This window comes from Desulfoluna spongiiphila (assembly GCF_900101345.1).
GTDB lineage: Bacteria > Desulfobacterota > Desulfobacteria > Desulfobacterales > Desulfolunaceae > Desulfoluna > Desulfoluna spongiiphila.
This window is the reverse complement of sequence record NZ_FMUX01000001.1, coordinates 135,098-152,821: the sequence shown is the minus strand read 5'-3', so window position 1 is coordinate 152,821 and position 17,724 is coordinate 135,098. Positions and strand designations below refer to the sequence as shown.

General features: G+C 59.6%; 12 protein-coding genes. 7 read left to right on the top strand and 5 right to left on the bottom strand.

From position 1 onward, the window contains the following. Positions 1-72: 72 nt before the first annotated feature. The 3 genes from BLQ12_RS00660 to BLQ12_RS00650 are packed head-to-tail and all read right to left on the bottom strand — an operon-like array spanning position 73 to position 1,574. Positions 73-627: an RNA polymerase sigma factor gene (locus BLQ12_RS00660; RefSeq protein WP_092207253.1), complete on the bottom strand. Its 555-nt coding sequence runs from the start codon at positions 625-627 to the stop codon at positions 73-75. Positions 628-648: 21 nt separating this feature from the next. After that, the gene (locus tag BLQ12_RS00655) at positions 649-1,140 is read right to left on the bottom strand and encodes a hypothetical protein (RefSeq protein ID WP_092207251.1); all 492 of its coding nucleotides are present in this window, start codon (positions 1,138-1,140) and stop codon (positions 649-651) included. Continuing rightward, positions 1,137-1,574, bottom strand: coding sequence for an anti-sigma factor family protein (locus tag BLQ12_RS00650; RefSeq protein WP_139163792.1), 438 nt, complete (start codon positions 1,572-1,574; stop codon positions 1,137-1,139). Before BLQ12_RS00650 ends, BLQ12_RS00655 begins: the two co-directional genes overlap by 4 nt. Before the next feature lie 292 nt (positions 1,575-1,866). On the opposite strand from BLQ12_RS00650, the gene BLQ12_RS27230 reads away from it, so the two are divergent. Continuing rightward, the gene (locus tag BLQ12_RS27230) at positions 1,867-2,496 is read left to right on the top strand and encodes a DUF3786 domain-containing protein (RefSeq protein ID WP_175469404.1); all 630 of its coding nucleotides are present in this window, start codon (positions 1,867-1,869) and stop codon (positions 2,494-2,496) included. On the opposite strand, the gene BLQ12_RS00640 is transcribed toward BLQ12_RS27230, so the two are convergent. Next, positions 2,486-3,490 carry a methyltransferase gene (locus BLQ12_RS00640; RefSeq protein WP_092207245.1) on the bottom strand — a complete coding sequence of 335 codons (1,005 nt, stop codon included), beginning with the start codon at positions 3,488-3,490 and terminating at the stop codon, positions 2,486-2,488. The two genes, BLQ12_RS27230 and BLQ12_RS00640, sit on opposite strands and share 11 nt — an antisense overlap. A 295-nt stretch (positions 3,491-3,785) precedes the next feature. Here BLQ12_RS00640 and BLQ12_RS00635 point away from each other — a divergent pair, with 295 nt between their 5' ends. The 5 genes from BLQ12_RS00635 to BLQ12_RS00615 all read left to right on the top strand — a co-directional run bounded on the left by BLQ12_RS00635 (position 3,786) and on the right by BLQ12_RS00615 (position 13,137). Then, a complete protein-coding gene (locus tag BLQ12_RS00635; RefSeq protein WP_092207243.1) occupies positions 3,786-6,128 on the top strand; it encodes a TolC family protein in 2,343 nt (780 codons plus the stop codon). Between the two features lie 69 nt (positions 6,129-6,197). Continuing rightward, positions 6,198-7,295 carry an efflux RND transporter periplasmic adaptor subunit gene (locus BLQ12_RS00630; protein WP_175469403.1) on the top strand — a complete coding sequence of 366 codons (1,098 nt, stop codon included), beginning with the start codon at positions 6,198-6,200 and terminating at the stop codon, positions 7,293-7,295. A gap of 49 nt (positions 7,296-7,344) precedes the next feature. Then, positions 7,345-10,401 carry an efflux RND transporter permease subunit gene (locus tag BLQ12_RS00625; RefSeq protein WP_092207239.1) on the top strand — a complete coding sequence of 1,019 codons (3,057 nt, stop codon included), beginning with the start codon at positions 7,345-7,347 and terminating at the stop codon, positions 10,399-10,401. Between the two features lie 740 nt (positions 10,402-11,141). After that, positions 11,142-11,744 carry a TetR/AcrR family transcriptional regulator gene (locus BLQ12_RS00620; protein WP_092207237.1) on the top strand — a complete coding sequence of 201 codons (603 nt, stop codon included), beginning with the start codon at positions 11,142-11,144 and terminating at the stop codon, positions 11,742-11,744. A 271-nt stretch (positions 11,745-12,015) separates the two neighbouring features. Beyond that, complete coding sequence (locus BLQ12_RS00615) at positions 12,016-13,137, top strand: NADH:flavin oxidoreductase (RefSeq protein WP_092207235.1); 1,122 nt, start codon at positions 12,016-12,018, stop codon at positions 13,135-13,137. A gap of 238 nt (positions 13,138-13,375) precedes the next feature. Here the strand turns inward: BLQ12_RS00615 and BLQ12_RS00610 are convergent, their stop codons facing one another. Continuing rightward, positions 13,376-15,433, bottom strand: coding sequence for a methyl-accepting chemotaxis protein (locus tag BLQ12_RS00610; protein ID WP_175469402.1), 2,058 nt, complete (start codon positions 15,431-15,433; stop codon positions 13,376-13,378). A gap of 459 nt (positions 15,434-15,892) precedes the next feature. Here BLQ12_RS00610 and BLQ12_RS00605 point away from each other — a divergent pair, with 459 nt between their 5' ends. Continuing rightward, entirely contained in the window at positions 15,893-17,722 is a 1,830-nt protein-coding gene (locus tag BLQ12_RS00605) for a peptidase U32 family protein (protein ID WP_092207231.1), read from the top strand. Positions 17,723-17,724: the final 2 nt, after the last annotated feature.

Genomic DNA, 17,724 nt, shown 5'->3' with positions numbered 1-17,724 from the left:
GCACACCTCGCCGCCGGAGGCAGGCTTTTTGGTTTTTTCAGAACCCTCTGTGGCTCTGTGGTTTACCCAAAATCAAGCGGCCGTGGCCTGAAGGCGCCTGCGAAGGCTTCGTCGGGCCCGGACGAGGAGAGACTCCACGGCGGAGAGGGAGAGTCCCATGACCTCGGAGATCTCGGCGTAGGAGAGCTCCTGGGTGTGGCGCAGGACCATGGCCGTGCGCTGGTTTTCGGGGAGCTCGTCCAGGGCCCGGGAGAGGGTGTGTCGCCCCTCTTTCAGGCTCAGGGTGTCAAAGGGCGACGGGGCCGGGTCCGTGTCCGGGGTGCCCTCCAGGGGCTCGGGACGTTTTTTGCGTGAAGCGTCAATGAGCAGGTTGCGGCAGACCTTGTAGAGGTAGGCTTTCACGCTGCCCGAGGTGTCAAAGCGGTGCCGGTTTCTGAAAAGGCGCAAAAAGGTCTCCTGAACCATATCTTCAGCCTCTTCCCTGACCCGGCAGAACCGCAGGGCAAAGCCGTAGAGACCGGGTTGGTGGCGTTCCACCAGCTCGCGAAATGCCCGCTCTTTTCCAAGGGCAAGGGCCCTCATCAGGTCGGCATCCTTCTTTTTTTTCCAGGGTGTTCCAACGTTCATCTTACGGGGTATCCCTAAGACTCAATGGGCCGCCTTCTTCCAGGCGGCCATCCTCTCACGGTGTGGGCGGATCAGTTCAGCAGCGTGGGCGTACATCAAGGCCATCTTATCCGGGGGCAGGAGGCCCCGCATGCTGAGGGTATACTCAAAGTCAAGGGTGGAGATGATTTGTTCGATGCGTTCTTCTTCCGCATGGCACTGTTTAAACTCTTCCCGGGAGAGGGCTGGGTTCTTTTCCAGCAGGTCCAGTGTCTTGAGTTTGTGGTCGAGCTTTTTGACGATGAGGGCGGTGCGCTGTTCCATGAAGGTGTCCAAAAGTTCCGTGGCCTGTTGAAGGGTCTCCTCGGGCAGGTCAAGCTCACGAAGCAGCTCCATGTGCCGTGTGTACGCACGGAAGGGGTGCTTCAGTTCCTTTTCTGTGGACGGCGTATGCCTTGCCAGGGTGGCGGCAAGGAATCCGGCGTTGAGGCACAGGGAAAAGGCCAGGAGGACAAGGATTTTTTTCCGGCTCATAGGAGGTCTCCGTTGTCGCTGATAAGATAGCCCAGGTAGGGATCTTCCTGGGCGGCCAGGGTATAAGGGGCCGTCTTGTCGGTGTCGTAGGGCTTCCAGTCTGGGAGGGCGGAGTACCCCAGGATGCCCCCCACAACAAGGCCCACGGCTACGGCAGCCCAGCCCATACGGCCGAAAAGGAGCCTGAAGAGGTCGAGGGTGAGCGGACGGTTCTGATCCTCCCGTTCCCGGCTGAGAAGGATTCGTGTCACCATCCCCCGGTCCGGCGGAGGGGCGGAGAGGTGCTTCAGCTCATGGAAAAGAAGACCGAGTTCATCCACCTCCCGGCGGCAGCAGGGGCAGTGGGCGAGGTGGGCGTCCATGGCCTTTTCGCCCTGTGGGTCAAGGGTCTTGTCCACATACGCGTGGAGCTCTTTTTCTTGTGGGTGTTCCATAGCGGTCACCTCCCGGGTTGGGGCCGGAAAAGAGATACATCCATTATCGTACACCGTGTCCCCTGATTGGCCGGGGAGGTACGGGCGCTTTTGTTTTTATCCTGGAATCTGTCATGGATATACATACAACGAACCCGGCCGTAAAATCCTGCGGTTTTTTCTTCCTGGCCCGGGCGGGCCCATAAAAAGTGCCTTGTGCGATCCCAGGGGGGGCTTGTATGGTAAAGGAGCTTTTCGTGCGGGGGATGGTAAAAGGCCCGTGGTCACCCACAGCGACAACGATGGAGGCAGGATGCGTGATTCAATGACGGTGTTTGAGAAGACGTACGGCTGGTACCTGAAACAGCTGGCTGCTTGTGATTTCCTCGGTCGGGCGGAAAGGCTGGGGGCCCGGGTGGGTGACGAGGCCCTGGTGTTCTCTTTTCTGAACGACCCCATTGCCATTTCACGGGCCGGGGTCATTGGCCCCGGAGGGCAGGCCCCCGGGTTTTCCGAGTGCATCGTGTTGATGAATTACATCCTCCGTTGCCCGGAGACGCTCCCTGCGACCGGGGACTGGGTTACCTACCGCGAGGTCAAGGGGTCGGGCCCCCTGGCTGTCTATTTTTCAGAAAACGCCGTGAAGCCTTTGCAGGACCGATTCGCCGGAAACGTGGCCGCGTTGGAGGCGGCCTGCAGCGCCCTCGGTGGCAGGAAAGAGCCCGGGACAGGGGGCTACGATTTTTCCGCCACCTTTTTTCCGCTTCCCCGGGTTCCCCTTAACCTTCGATTCAACGACGCAGATGAGGAGTTCCCCGCCTCCTGCACCCTGCTTTTTACCTCGGATGTGTCCGCCTGGCTCGACCCCGAATCCCTGGCCATCCTGGCGGTGCTCTTTGCCCAGAAAATTGCGACCGGTGATCCGTCAGCGGTCAGGCCTTGATCCCTTCGATGACGGCGGTGCCCTTGGGGCTTCCGTAGTCGATGCGGCGTATGGCGGTGAGCCCGCTTTGTTCCATCATGGTTCCTAATTCCGAGTAACTGTAGGCCCTGCCGTGGTCGGTGACGGCCAGCATGTTGAGGCTGAACAGGGCCGGGAACAGGGGGCTGTCTTTGGTGTCTTCCAGAATAAATTCATGGATGAGGAGCTTGCCGCCGGGGTGAAGGGTGGCAGAGGCTTTGGCAATGACCGAGCGGGCCTGTGCCTCGCTTTCGCCGTGGAGGATATGGGAGAGCCAGGCGGCATCGAAGCGGTCGGCGTCAGTGAAGCTGTGGCTGATGAAGTCAAAGGGGACAAAGCCCACGCGGTCGCCCATGAGGTGCTTGTCGATAATACTGACGGCAAAGGGCTCGGTACCGGCCAGGTCGTACACCCAGGCCCTGAGCTGGGGATTTTTTTTGCAGAACTGGATGGCGTAGGTGCCGGGGCCTCCCCCTAAGTCCAGGAGGGTGGCGCAACCCGAAAGGTCCACGGCATCGGCAACGTCCGGTGCGGACAGGGAGGCGTTGTTGTACATCCCGAGGAGAAAGCTCTCCTGCTCTTCCTTGCCGCGGTCTTTTTGCTCGTGGCGAACCGGGGCTCCGGCCAGGGCGGCTTCGTCCAGGCGCTCCCAGGAGGAGACCAGGTGGTGGTGGTGCATGAGGATGTGGCCGATGTAGTCCGGGGATTCCCGGGTGAGGTATTTCAGGGCAAAGGGCGGGTTGCTGAAGGTCTCCCCGTTTTTGGCAAGGAGATCCATGGCGGACAGGGCATTGAGGAGGATCCCCAGGCCCCGGGGGTTGCCGTGGATTCGGTCCGCGATCTCCCGGGCCGTCAAGGCCTCGCCTCCCAGGAGTGTAAAGATTCCGAGTTTGACCCCGGTATGAATGGTGCAGCTTTTCCAGTACGCTCCCGAGGCTTCCATGAGGGAGCCAGGGTTCCATTGATCTTCAGACATGATGCATCCTCCCGTTTGGCATTGCGATAGGGGAACAGGCACGGCCATATGACGGAGTCATTTTATCCTTAATGTACCGGATTGTCGAGGTTCGTTGACGACAGGATGAAATTGTGCGTCACATGAAGGCTTATTGCCACGGCCTGTGACTTGAGATAGGATGGGCTCCATTTACTCTGTCTGAGTATAACATGTAACATTAAAACCCAGTGCGGATTGGATTGGGACATTGGTTATCCCGTGATATGGTCGATAACCCAACAAAATGTCTTTCGATAAGTAAGGAGTCTATGACGTGAAACGAAACATCCTTATCGTGTTGATGCTTCTGGTGTGGGGTATCCCCCAGGCCGGATGGACCTCTTCAGGGAGACACTTGACCCTTGGCCTGATTGCCGATGATACGAGGGGCGACATGGCACAGTTTCTGGGCCTTGTTCACCAGGAGATGGACCTTCTGGCAGGGGCCCGTTACACCTACACCCTGGGAGAGGGCAAGGGCGGGGCCATCGACTGGAACGCCGACAAGGCCCGGGCCCTTTATCGGGAGCTGGTGGCCGACCCCGAAGTGGACATTATTGTCTCCATCGGGGTGGTGAGTTCGTCGGTGATCGCCGACTCCGGTCCCTACTCCAAACCTGTGATTGCCGTGGGCATTATGGACTCGGTACTTCAAGGGGTCCGACACAGCGACGAGGATCGATCCGGCATTGCCAACCTGACCTACGTTCATTTCAACCACTCCATCACCAAAGACCTGCTTCTTTTTCGGCGCCTGACCCCTTTTAAAGAGGTGGGCATCGTCTTTGATCCGTCGGTGGCCGATGTCATCCGGAAAAAAGAGGGGGAACTGGACAAGGCCCTGCACCCTGAGGCAGATTACCGTATTGTCTCCTCGAACAAGGGCGTCAACGAGGTGCTGGCTGAACTCAGCGGCGTGGATGCCGTGTATGTGGGGTACCTGGGGGCCCAGGAGGAGGTAGGGCGCCCGGCCCTTGTCCAGGCCCTCACCGAGATGAAGATCCCCACCTTCGGGGGTTCCCTGAGGGATGTCCGCAAAGGGGTCCTTGCCTCGGCATCGCCTGAAGGGACCTTCAACCGCGTCGCAAGGCGGGTGGCCCTGAACATTGACGGCTGGGTCGGCGGCGACAAGCTGTCCGATCTTCCTGTGAACATGGAGTTTGAGGTGGCCCTGACCATCAACATGGAGACGGCTCGAGCCATCGGTTTTTCCCCCTCCTTTGAGATGCTTTCCGGTGCCCAGCTCCTCGGGGACCTCCAGGAGGGTGGGCTTTTTTACACCCTGCAGGATGCGGTGAACAGCGCCCTTGCCGCCAACTACGACCTTCGCATCAACACCTTTGACGTCCGTCAGGCCAAAGAGGCCGTTCGCCAGGCCGGAACCTCGTTTTTACCCGACGTGAAACTCGTGGGGTCCCAGACCTTCATTGATGAAGATGTGGCCACAACCTCCAACAACACCCAGGCGGAGCGTACCACCACGGGCAGCGCCGTCGTCGAGCAGCTGATCTATTCCGACGAGGCCATAGGGACCATTTCAAGTCAGAAGGACCTGCTGGAAGCCGAGCAGGAAAGCAGGCAGGCCCTGATCCTCGATACGGTGTTCGACACCACGGTGGCCTTCACCGACCTTCTCAAGGCGCGCACCGAAGAGACGGTCCAGATGGACAACCTGGCCCTTATCCGGAAAAACCTTGTCATCGCCAAGCAGCGGGAAGAGGCGGGGTATGCGGGGTCCGGGGATGTGTTCAGCTGGGAGAGCCGCATGGCAACGTCCAAGGCCGCGCTGTTTACCGCGCGGTCCAATGTGAACGTTGCCTCTCGGAACCTGAATCTGATTATGGGGGTCCCCATTGACCAGAAAACCCGGGCCCTGGGGGCCGGTCTGGACGATTTCATGGATGGGAGTTTCCTTGTAAGGAGTGTCAAGGGGCGGCTCACCAACACGGAGGGGTTTGAAACCTACCTGACGTTCCTTGTGGAGGAGGCGGTGAAAAATGCCCCGGAACTCTCGGCCCTTTCCCGCAACATCTCTGCGGTTGAGACCCGTGCCGGGGTGTTGTCCCGAAAGAACTGGGTCCCCACCGTCAGCGCCGCAGGAACCTGGAACCGCGACATGGATCGCGGGGGCGCGGGGTCCGAGGACGGGCCATTATACCACGAAGAGCGCTGGGACGCCTCGGTTAACCTGACCTGGACCCTCTACTCCGGGGGCGAGAACCGGGTGGAGCTCGCCAGGGAGCGCCTTACCCTGGCCCAGCTGGAAGAGAAGAGGCGAAAGGCCCAACAGGAGATCGAGCTCTCCGTGCGGGTGGCCCTGCTGGATACCATCACCCGGTATGTGACGCGGGAGCAGGCCGTGAGATCGGCGGAATACGCCAAAAAAAGCCTGAACCTCATCGCCGACTCCTACGCCAAGGGGAAGGCGTCCCTCACCGACCTGGTGGAGGCCCAGAACTCCTCTTTAACGGCAGACCTTGAAGCAACCAACGCCATCTACGAGCAGGTGAGGGCACTTTTAAAGCTGGAACGCACCGTGGGTAAAATGACCCTGGTCTCCGATCCTCTGGAGACAGAAGCCTTTGCCGGGCGGATCAAGGCGTTGTTCGACCAATAAGTAGGTTAAAAACAGTTTATATCATCAATACCTGCAGCCGATGCGGCTGTGATCATGGGAGATGACCTTATGGGATGGAAAAAGAGGGCTATATATGGCGTGGCCTTGGGGCTTCTGGTTGGGGTGACCGGCTGCGGCGGCGAGGAGAAGCAGGAGGCCGAGGTGATCCGGGCGGTGAAGTACCGTGAGGTGGCGCCGGTCCCCAGCCACCTGGAACGTCGATTCTCCGGGATTACCAAGGCAGGGGAGGTCGTGCGCATGAGCTTTCGCACCGGGGGCAAGATCGAGACCCTTGAGGCCGGGGTGGGGGACCGCGTGAAAAGGGGGCAGGTGGTGGCCACCCTGGACAACCGGGATGCCAGGCTCAACCTGGAAAAGGCCCTGGTGGATTTGGAGAAATCCCGCATCCAGAGCGACAACGCCAAATCCAACCTTCAGCGGACAAAGGCCCTGTACGAGAACAACAACGTCCCGGTCAGCGAGTACGAGAAGGCCCGGGACACCTACGCCAACGCATCGGCAGCCTACGATGTGGACGTGCGGGCGGTTCGGCTTCAGAAGCGGGAGCTGACCTACTACACCCTGGCGTCCCCCATGGACGGCATCGTCACCGCCCGGGAGGTGGAGGCCAATGAAAACGTCGCCTCCGGCGAGGTGGTGGCCGTGGTGCAGGCCGGTGACTCCATTGAAGTGGAAGCGGGGATCCCCGAGCTCTGGATTGCCCAGATCCGTCAGGGGCAGGCCGCGGGCATCGTGTACCCTGCCATGCCGGACAAGCGCTTTGAGGGGCGGGTCACCGAGGTGGCCTTCGAGTCGGACCCCGAGACCCATACCTACCCCGTGACCCTTGTCATGGAAGGGGCCCGGGCAAACATCCGGCCGGGGATGCCGGCCTCCGTTGTGTTCCGGTTTGAGCGGGAGGGGGCGGTGCCCGCCCTTCTCGTACCGGTCCATGCCGTGGCCAAAGATTACGAGGGACATTTTCTCTACATTGTCGAAAAAACAGGGGAGGGCGAGGGCGTGGTGACCAAGCGGCGCGTCACCGCAGGCCGGATGATGTCCGACGGGTTTGAGATCCTGAGCGGCCTTGAAGGCGGTGAGAAGGTGGTGACAACGGGCATCTCTTTTCTGACCGACGGCAAAAAAGTGAAGCTGATTTCCGACTAACCCTTGAACCCGCCCCTGCGTCACGGGCGTGGTCATCAGGATATGGACTATGATTACAAGATTTGCCATAAAAAACAGCGTGCTGGTGTATACCGTCCTGGGGTTGCTCTTCCTGTCCGGGGTGACGATTTTCAATAGCCTTCCGCGGGATGACATGCCACCGTTTCTCATCCGGACGATCAACGTGGTCACCACCTATCCCGGGGCTTCTCCGGAGCGGGTGGTGAACCTCATCACGGATCGCATTGAAAAAGCCGTGCAGGAAGTGCCCGAGGTGGACTACATCACCAGCGAGTCCCGCACGGGCATCTCCATCATCAACATCAACCTCCTTGAATCCACCATGGACCTTCAGCCGATTTTCGATCGCATCCGGCGCAAGGTGGAGGCTGTGGAGCCGGAGCTTCCCGACGGCTCCCAGGTGCGGGTGGACGATGAGCTGGGGGATGTGTTCGGGATTATCCTGGGGCTCATCGCCGACGGTTACTCTGCGGCGGAGCTCAGCGATCTGGCCGACGATGTGCGCGACGAGCTGATCAAGCTCCCCGCCTCGGCCAAGGTGGAAATTCAAGGGGCCCAGGAGGAGAGGATTTATGTCTCCTTCTCCAATGAGCGGCTGGCCGCCGTGGGGCTCTCCAAGAATCAGCTCCAGGAGATCATCTCGGGCACCAACATCGTGGTGCCCGGCGGGGACATACTGGCCGACGGGCGGCGTATTATTCTGGAACCCACGGGTAACTTTCAGTCCCTTGAAGACCTCTCCGAGATCGTGGTGGCTTCAAGCGGCGGCCGTGTCCTGAAGCTGGGGGACATCGCAGACATCACCCGCGGGTACACCGACCCCAGGGAGAGCATCGTCAAGATCAACGGCCGGGAAGGGTTGGCCATCGGCGTGAACCTCATGCACGGGGGCAACATCCTTGCCCTGGGCAGCCAGGTGGATGCCAAGGTGGACGAGCTGTTGAAGAGCCTGCCTTACGGGGTGGAGATTTTCCGGGTGGCCTCCCAGGATACGGTGGTGGCCAAGTCGGTGAACGATTTTACCAGCAACCTGGTACAGGCCGTGGTGATCGTGCTTTTGACCATGCTGGCCTTTCTGGGGCTTCGCACAGGGCTGGTGGTGGCCTCCCTTATCCCGGCCACCATGGTGACCACCCTTCTTCTCATGAGCTTTGCGGGCGTGGGCCTGAACAAGGTCTCCCTTGCCTCCCTGATCATCGCCCTGGGCATGCTGGTGGACAACGCCATTGTCATGAGCGAGTCCATCATGGTGAAGATGGAAGGGGGAGATTCCCCGGTGGACGCGGCCGTGGACTCCGCCAAGGAGCTCACCGTGCCCCTGTTGACCTCCTCGTTGACCACATCTGCGGCTTTTATGGCCTTCTGGCTGGCCGAGTCGGTGATGGGCGAGATCATGGGGCAGATCTTTGTGGTGCTCACGATTGCCCTGATCTGCTCCTGGTTGCTGACCCTCTCCATGGTGGCCCTGCTGTGCATCAAGGCCATCCGGGTGACCACCGAAGGGGAGAAAGAGACCTTGTTCACCCGGTTTGCCGGTCGTTACCGCAAGGCCCTGGAGCTCTGTCTCAGGCGACCCTGGCTGACCATCGGGGGCATCGTCATGGTGTTTGTTGTCTGCATGGGGATGTTCCGCTTCATTCCCTTTATCTTTATGCCCCCCAGCGACCGGCCCCTGGTGACGGTGAATGTGGAGCTTCCCATGGGAACGGACATCCAGAGGACCCAGGAGATCGTCAGCGGGGTGAACGATTTTATCCAGAAGAACATGGCCCCGGACGGCAACGAAGGTGACGGGGTGGTGAGCTGGTCCACCTATACGGGGGAGGGGGCCCCGAAATACGACCTGGGCTACGTTGCCCCGGAGGCAAGCCCCAACAACGCCCACATCCTCATCAACACCACGTCGGATGAGGCCAGCACCCCGGTGATCGCAGCCCTTGAAACCTACTTTCTCTCCACCTGGCCGGACGCCAAGTACAAGGTCTCGCGCCTGGTGAGCGGGGGAGGCTCGGCCGATCCGGTGGCGATCCGTGTCATCGGCAACGACGCCGAATCCCTGTACCGCATTTCCGAATCGGTCAAGGCCGAACTGGCAAAGATCCCCGGTGCCACCAACATCTCCGATGACTGGGGCATGCTCTCGAAAAAGCTCGTGGTGAAGGTGGACCCCATCAAATCCCAGATGGCGGGCCTTACCAACCAGGACATTGCCGTGGCCCTTGAAACGGAACTCTCGGGCTCCACCACGGGATCCTATCGCGAAGGGGAGGACGTGATCCCCATCATCATGCGGGAGAACCGCTCCGGCCTGCTGACCGTGGAGGAGATCGAGGGGCTCTCCATCACCTCCCGCAGTACGGGCAAGAGCATTCCCCTGACCCAGGTGGCGGAGATCAACACCGAATGGCAGTCCGGCAAGATTCTCCGCAGGGACCTTAACGTCACCCAGACCATTACCTGCGATGTTCGGGAAGACACCACAGCCAGTGACGTGATCAAGGCCGTGACCCCCTGGCTGGACGAGGCCCAGGCGACCTGGCCCTCCGGGACCCGTTACGAACTGGGCGGAGACGCCGAGGGCAGCTCCAAGGCCATGGGTGCCGTCGTGGCAAAACTTCCCTGGTCCGGGGTGATCATCGTGCTGCTTCTGATCTGGCAGTTCAACTCCCTTAAAAAACCCCTGATCATCCTGCTGACCATCCCCTTGGGGCTCATCGGGGTGATCATCGGCATGCTCATCACCGGGTCGTACTTCGGGTTCATGGCATTTCTCGGGGTGATCTCCCTTGCGGGGATCGTCATCAACAATGCCATTGTGCTGCTGGATCGCATCCGCATCGAAGAGGAGGAGCTGAAAAAGGAACCGGCCCAGGCCATCGTGGATGCTGCCTGCCAGCGGTTCCGGCCCATTCTTCTTACCACGGCCACCACCTCCCTGGGGCTTTTGCCCCTATGGCTCGGTGGCGGCATCATGTGGGAGCCCATGGCCATCTCCATTTTGTTTGGCCTGCTTTTCTCCACGGTGCTGACCCTGGTCTTCGTGCCGGTGATGTACTCCCGGTTTTATGGTGTCAACATGAAATGACCATGCCAGAAACCTCGGAAACACCATAACGCCGGTTTCCGGCCATGGGGTTCTCCATTTTTAAAACCCTTTGCCCATCGTTTAACGGGCAAAGGGTTTTTTGCGTTTCCGGGCAATCGGGCCCAGCGGTGACAGGCTTTCAAGGCGTTTCAGGCAAAGTGGCTTCCATGAGAAGGCCCGGTTAAAGATGCCTTCGGCGACCCGGCCGGGGGCTAACAGGTTCAGTTTAACCTGAATGAATAGCGAATGTGATTTTCCCTGAGGAACGAAGGGAAAAGCGCATTCGCAACGTGCTTTCAAGGTGGCAAACCTTGCCGCCGGAGGCCTTTTTTACCGGGTTTTAGGCATAGAAATCATAGCTTTTCGTGGGTTTAGGGCAAACAGGCTGGAATAAAAAAAGGCCCGCCGGGATGGCGGGCCTTTTTTATTGGGTGAGAAAGGAAGCATTTGCCAAGCAATGGCTATAATCTATCGGAGGATAGGGAGCCTCCGCCGGATTATCATGTGGCATGGTCGGCGTCATCGCCCTTTGCAGTTTCTGCTGAAAAAAGCGTGTTGCCTGCAGATGAAGCCGGGGGAGTGGCTCATCTGTTGGGTCCACTATAGCGAGGTGATTTTGTGTGGTCAAGGGAAAAAATATCATGGACCTGAAAAAAGTTAGGGATAGCTAAAAAAAGGCCTTCCGGTGGGTGTAGAGAAAAAAACTTGCATTCGAAGACGATCGGTCATAATAGACAGGTATGTCACGACCACGAAAAAGCGAACATACCAGAGAGGCCCTTCTGGAACTCGGCATGGAGATGATAGCTGAGCATGGGTACCACGGCACAGGCCTCAAGGGGATCCTGGATACGGCCCATGTGCCCAAGGGCTCTTTTTATAACTATTTCAAAAGCAAGGAAGACTTTGTTGCTGAAATTATCGCCCGCTACTGCCTGGGGATGAAGGCCTCTGTGGATGCCTGCATGGAGGCCGCCGGTGACGATCCCGTCAAGGGGCTGCGCTGTGTGTATGGGTTGTCCTTTGCGGTCCTGGAAAACCGTGGCACGAAGGGGTGCCTTGTGGGAAACCTCGCCGCCGAAATCGGTGATACGGATGGGCCCTGCCGGGATGCCATGCACCGCGGGATGGGTCTGTTCCGGGAGCGGGTGATGGCCCTGATTGAGGAAGCCCAGCGGCGGCGGCTGTTTCGGGATGACCTGGGTGCCCGGGCCCTCGCCGATATTTTCTGGAGCACCTGGCAGGGGGCTCTCCTCGGGATGAAGATTGACGGGGACGCAGAGCATCTGTCCCAGGTCATGGATGCCCTTTTGGATCGGTTGTTTCGGCCTGACACGCCATAAAACAAAAGCAATGCCTCCGGCGGCGAGGTGTGCCACCTCGAAAGCAGCTTGCGAATGCGCTTTCCCCTTCGTTCCTCAGGGAAAATCGCATTCGCTATTGATTCAGATGATATTGAATCTGTTTTTTAAACCCGTCGTTATGAGATCAGGCAAACGTTTAGCCCCGGCAGGTCCGCCGGAGGTACAAGCGGAATAGGTACGGTATTTTTTTTGTCTAATTAATAGACGACCGGTCTAATTTTAAAGCCGGTCACAAAAGGAGACGATCAGCATGAACGTATTTGAACACGGGACGGTGGGCGGCATCAATGTGAAAAACAGGGTGTTCCGGTCGGCCACCTTTGAGTCCATGGCCGATGAGGGCAGGGTCAGCCCATCCATGACGGAGGTGTATACCAACCTGGCCCGGGGGGAGGTTGGACTGATCATCACGGGGTATCTCTGCTTTGCCTCTTCGGACAACCCGTCTGCCCGGACGGTGAGTATTGGCCCGGACGCGGATCTTTCAGGGCTGCGGTCCCTGGCGGATGCCGTGCATGGGCATGGCGGCCGCGTGGTGGCGCAACTGGCCCATGTCGGTTCCCAGCTGCACGGTGCTCCTTCCGGAGAGGTCTTTGCACCGTCGGCCGTTGTGGACCCCGTCAGCGGGATCCTGCCCACGCCCTTTTCGGTGCAGCAGATCGAGACGCTGGTGACGGAGTTCGGAGAGGCCGCTTTGAGGGCAAAGGCTGCCGGCTTTGACGGGGTTCAGCTCCATGCCGCCCATGGGTACCTGTTGAGTCGGTTTTTGAGCCCTGTCTACAACCGGCGGACGGACGCTTACGGTGGGAGTCCCGAGAAAAACGCCCGCATCCTTTCGGAGATTCTCGGGGAGATCAAACGGGTCTGCGGCGCAGCCTACCCGGTCTGGGTCAAGCTCAACTGCGATGACTTCGAAACAAGGGGAGAGGGGTTGACATACAACGGCATGCTGGTGGCGGCAAGGGCGCTGGATGCCGGAGGTATCGACGCCATTGAGTTGAGCGGGGGGGCCTTTGCCGGGGCCTGGACGCCCTGCCGGCCCCTCAAGCATGAAACCTACCACCTCGAAGCAGGGAGACAGCTGGCGGCCGAGGTGTCGGCCTCGGTGATCAGTGTGGGGGGCTTTCGCAGGATTGAGGCCATCGAAGCGGCCTTGAGCGGGGGCGGCATCGAGGCCGTCTCCCTGTGCCGTTCCTTGATCCGGGAGCCGGGTCTTGTGAAGCGATGGCGGCAGGGGGATCGGTCCAAGGCTGCCTGTGTGGCTTGCAACGGCTGCTTTAATCCCGGGGGCGTGCGTTGTTTTTTTGACCTGAAAGGGGAGGAGAGAGATGCTCAGAAACAGGTGATGGCGGCCATGAAGGGCAAGGCGTGAGAAAAGGGCGGGGAGGCGGCGTAAACCGCAACCTCCCCGTCATGCTTGGGTGCGTCAATGGGCACCGCTCTTTTTGTTAGGAAACGTTGAAAAAACGCTCCGCTAAAAGCTGTCTTAATGCAGAAAAAATCGACATTGGTTCGGCGGAGCCTGGAAAGCCTTGTCTAAGATCTGTTTGTCAAACGTTTTTAAAGTTTGGCCCCCGGCAGGGCCGCCGGAGGCATGTTGAGCGGAATAGTTACACTTTGAAGCGCCCCACCAGGCTGCCGAGTTGATCGGCCATGGCCTGCATGTCCCGGGCGCTGGCCTGGAGGGATTCGCCGATGTGGGTCACCCCTTCGGCCCCGCTGTTGACATCCACAATGGCCGTGCCGATGTCCCCGGCCATGGCGCTGCAGCCGGCGGCGTTTTCATTGACCTCGGCGATGCCCTGTGAGGCCTGGCTGACGTTTTCCGCGATCTCGCTGGTGGCGGCAGACTGCTCTTCCACGGCCCCTGCGATGGTTGAAACGATATCGTTGACCTCCCCGATGACCGTGGTGATCTCCTGCATGCCGGTGGTGGAGGCCGTGGCCGTTGACTGAACGCTTTCCACTATGGTTTTTATGCCCAGGGTGGCATCGGCGGTCTGGGAGGCCAGCTCTTTGATCTCATGGGCCACCACGGCAAACCCTTTTCCGGCTTCACCGGCACGGGCCGCTTCGATGGTGGCGTTTAAGGCCAGCAGGTTGGTCTGCTCGGAGATGTCGGTGATGGTCTCGGTGACCTTGCCGATCTCCTCGGCGGCGCTTTGAAGGGCCGCCATCTCCCTTGAGGTGCCGTGGGTGCGTTCAAGGGCCGTGGCCGAGATGCCCCGGGCGGTCTCCGTGTTTTTTGCGATCTCCCCGATGGTGGCGGACATCTCTTCCGTGGCAGTGGCCACCATGGCGATGTTGGCGGAGGCCTGCTCAATGGCCGCGGCCACACCCGCCAACCGGTCGGTCATGTCCCGGGAGGCCTGGTCCACATGGGTGGCGCGGGACGAGGTGTTGCCCGCGCTCTGGGCGAGCTCTTGGGACATGGACAGAAGGCCCGCGGACGCCTCGTTCACCGAGGAGACCCCTGCGGCCACGTCCCGGATGAGGTGCTGGAGCTTTTCCATAAAGCGGTTGAAGCCCGAGGAGAGCTCTCCGATTTCGTCTGTGGATCGTACCTGAAGGAACTGGGTCAGGTCCCCTTCCCCTTCGGCGATATCGTTCATGACCAGGGCGTTTTCTTTGATGCGCGCCACAATGGAGTTGGCAATGGCCCAGGCCACGGCGGCAAAGATGAGAAAGGAGACGAGGCCGATGGTGATGTTGGTTATGAGAATGCTGTTGGCATTTTCCATCACCTTGTCCATGGGCAGGGTCACAAGAAAAGACCAGGGACGGTCTGTGGCCCCCACCTTGATGGGAACGAAGATCTGCTGAAGATCTGTCCCGAGGGTCTCGGAGTGGCTGGTAAAGGTGTAGGGCCTGCCCGCTTTGACGGCGTCTGCAGCGTTGACCCACGGGCCTTTTTCTCCCATGGGTTTTCCGATGCGCTCTTTGTCCACATGGGCGGCAAAGGTGCCGTTGTTGGCGACGATGGCTGCGCTGCCCGTCCCGTATGGCTTGATGGTGGCCACCAGATCGGAGAGGGCCTTGAGTTCGATGTCCAGCCCCACGACCCCGATGGTTTTTCCGCCGTGCTTGATGGGGGTCACCATGCTGGTGAGCACCACGTCCATGCCGGTTTCACCGATGTGATACACCGTGGGCGGGGTGATGTACTCTTTGCCGGAGCGCTGGGGGATGACGTAGTAGTTGTTGGTCTCAGGGATCATGTAGTCGCGGAGCTGGTCCACGGTGAGGGCCCCACCGGTTCGGAAGATGTAGGGGATATACCGGCCGGTTTTGTCATGGTGGTCGGTGCCTGCATATTCGGCGTCCCGGCCGTCCAGGGCACCGGGTTCAAAGCAGGCCCAGAGGCTTTCCAGGTTGGCGTCGTTTTCCACCAGCCCTTTGAGCAGGTTGGTCAGAACCTCCCGATCGGGCATCTTTCCCGTCTTTTTCATGCCCATAAAGGCGTAGGCAAGGGCCTGGGACCCCTCCATGGGCTCTTCCAGGATGACCTTCACTTCGTTGGCGTATCTGTGGGCCATCTCGGTGCCCTTTGCCAGGGCGTCGTCTTTTGCCAGTTGCCGTGTTTTGGTGGTCATGACGGCAATGGACACGCTGAAGGTGACAAAGGCTGTCAGCGCGATGAGAAAGACGATCTTTCCTCTTAACTTCATGTGTTTCAACATCTGTGGCGTATCTCCGAAATCATGCGGGTTCTAAAAATGATACTTAATATATCGACCTGAGGTCGTTATTTTTAAAGTAAAACATTGTCTTGCTCTGGTGTGTTGCCCCGGAGCTATGAAATAACACAGTGTTAGGCGTGTGTTTTTATTTGTGGGCGTTTCTGCTGTGAAACTATGCCCTTAGGGGGAAGGTTTGGGTTGGGGTATACCCCGTATTTCTTTGCTGATGATTGTTTGTTGTTGTGAAATGGTAAGTTAAATTTAAAGGGTAGGTCTTGGTAGTAATGGAGCATAGCGGCTGTGTGCCGGGAGGCGGGGTGGAAAGGGCGCTGGTCGGTCCGTCGTCCATAAGAAGTGACAGGCGGCCGGGGCATCTGTTATATATGGTCAAAAAGGTCGAAGCTTTGGGCTTCGGCCTTTCATGGTTTTAAACCCTCAGGATGTATCATGGAAAAACAACGAATCGAATTATTGAGCCCGGCCCGGGACCTGGCCTGCGGCAAAGAAGCCATCAACCACGGAGCCGACGCGGTCTATATCGGGGCCCCGAAATTCGGTGCCCGGGCCGCCGCCGGAAACACCCTGGAGGACATCGAGGCCCTGTGTGCACACGGCCGGCTCTACGGGGCCTCCGTGCATGTGACCATGAACACCCTGCTCTTTGACGGGGAGCTCGACGCCGCCCGGGAGCAGGCCGTGGCTCTCTGGAGCGCCGGGGTGGACGCCCTGATCATTCAGGACATGGCCTTTTTGGAGATGGACCTGCCGCCCATTGCCCTGCATGCCTCCACCCAGACCGACAACCGGACCCCGGAGCGGGTAAAATTTCTGGAAGACTCGGGTTTTGAACGGGTGATCCTTGCCCGGGAGCTCTCGCTGGATACGATTCGGGCCATCTCCGATGCCACCACGGTTCCTTTGGAAGCCTTTGTGCACGGGGCCCTCTGCGTGAGCTACAGCGGTCAGTGCTGGATGAGCGCCGCCCTGGGCGGTCGAAGCGCCAACCGGGGCACCTGCGGCCAGCCCTGCCGGCTTGCCTGGGACCTGAAGGAGGCTTCCGGTAAGGTGGTGAGCGCAGGCCGCCACCTTCTCTCCCTGAAAGACATGGATCGCTCCGCACACATCGGGCCCATGCTGGATGCGGGGATTTCGTCCTTTAAAATAGAGGGGCGGCTCAAGTCCCAAGATTACGTGAAAAACGTCACCGCTTTTTATCGGCAGGCCCTGGACCGGGAGCTTGATCGCCGTGCCGGGTCAACCCGGGCTTCCTTCGGCCGGGTCACCCACCACTTCACCCCAAATATAGAGAAGAGTTTTTTCAGGGGCGGAACCGATTACTACCTTTCCGGCAAGCGGGGAAAGGTGGCCTCCCCGGACACGCCCAAGGCCATGGGCGAACGCATGGGGCAGGTGGTGCATGTGGCAAAGGACCATGTGACCCTGAAAGTGGACAAAGGGCGAACCCCCGTGGTGAACGGCGACGGCCTCTGTTTTCTGGATCCGTCGGGAAACCTCAAGGGCATCAAGGCAAACCGCGTGGACGGCGGGCTCATCCGGCCCAGCCAGCCGGTGGCCAAGACCGGGTTGTTCAAGGGCGCGGTGCTCTACCGCAACTTTGACCACGCTTTTCTGAAACTCCTGGAAAAAGAGAGCGCCGAGCGGCGCCTTGCCGTGGACCTTTCCATCAAGGAGGTCAAAGACGGCCTCTGGATTGCTGCCGCCGACGAAACCGGGCGCAGCGTCACCCACTGGTTCGGGGTGGAGCCGGTCCCGGCCCGGGACAAGGACAAGGCCCGCAAGACCCTGGAGACCCAACTCGCCAAGCTGGGGGGAACCCCCTTTTACCTCCGTGGCCTGACCCTCAACCTCCCCCCTCTCTTTGTTCCTGTCTCCGAGATCAACCGGCTTCGTCGCGAGGTGGTGGCCCTTCTTCTGGACGAGGCCGGGGCCATGCCGGCACGGGATTCCGAACCCGTTTCCAGGCCGGTCATTCCTTTCCCCGAGACCCGGCTTACCTACGGGGCCAACGTGGCCAATGCACTGGCCAAGCGGTTTTATACCCGCCGGGGAGTCTCCTCTGTGGAGCCTGCCTTTGAAGCCACAGAACCCGAAGGCCCGGTCACCGTCATGGAGACCCGCCATTGCATCCGGGAAGCCTTAGGCCTCTGCAAGGGCAAGGCGCACCAGGCAGAGCCCCTGGTCCTTGAAAATGAAAAGGGGCGCTTTACCGTCCATTTTCTCTGCGGGGTATGTGGCATGCGGATTGAAAAAGGATAACC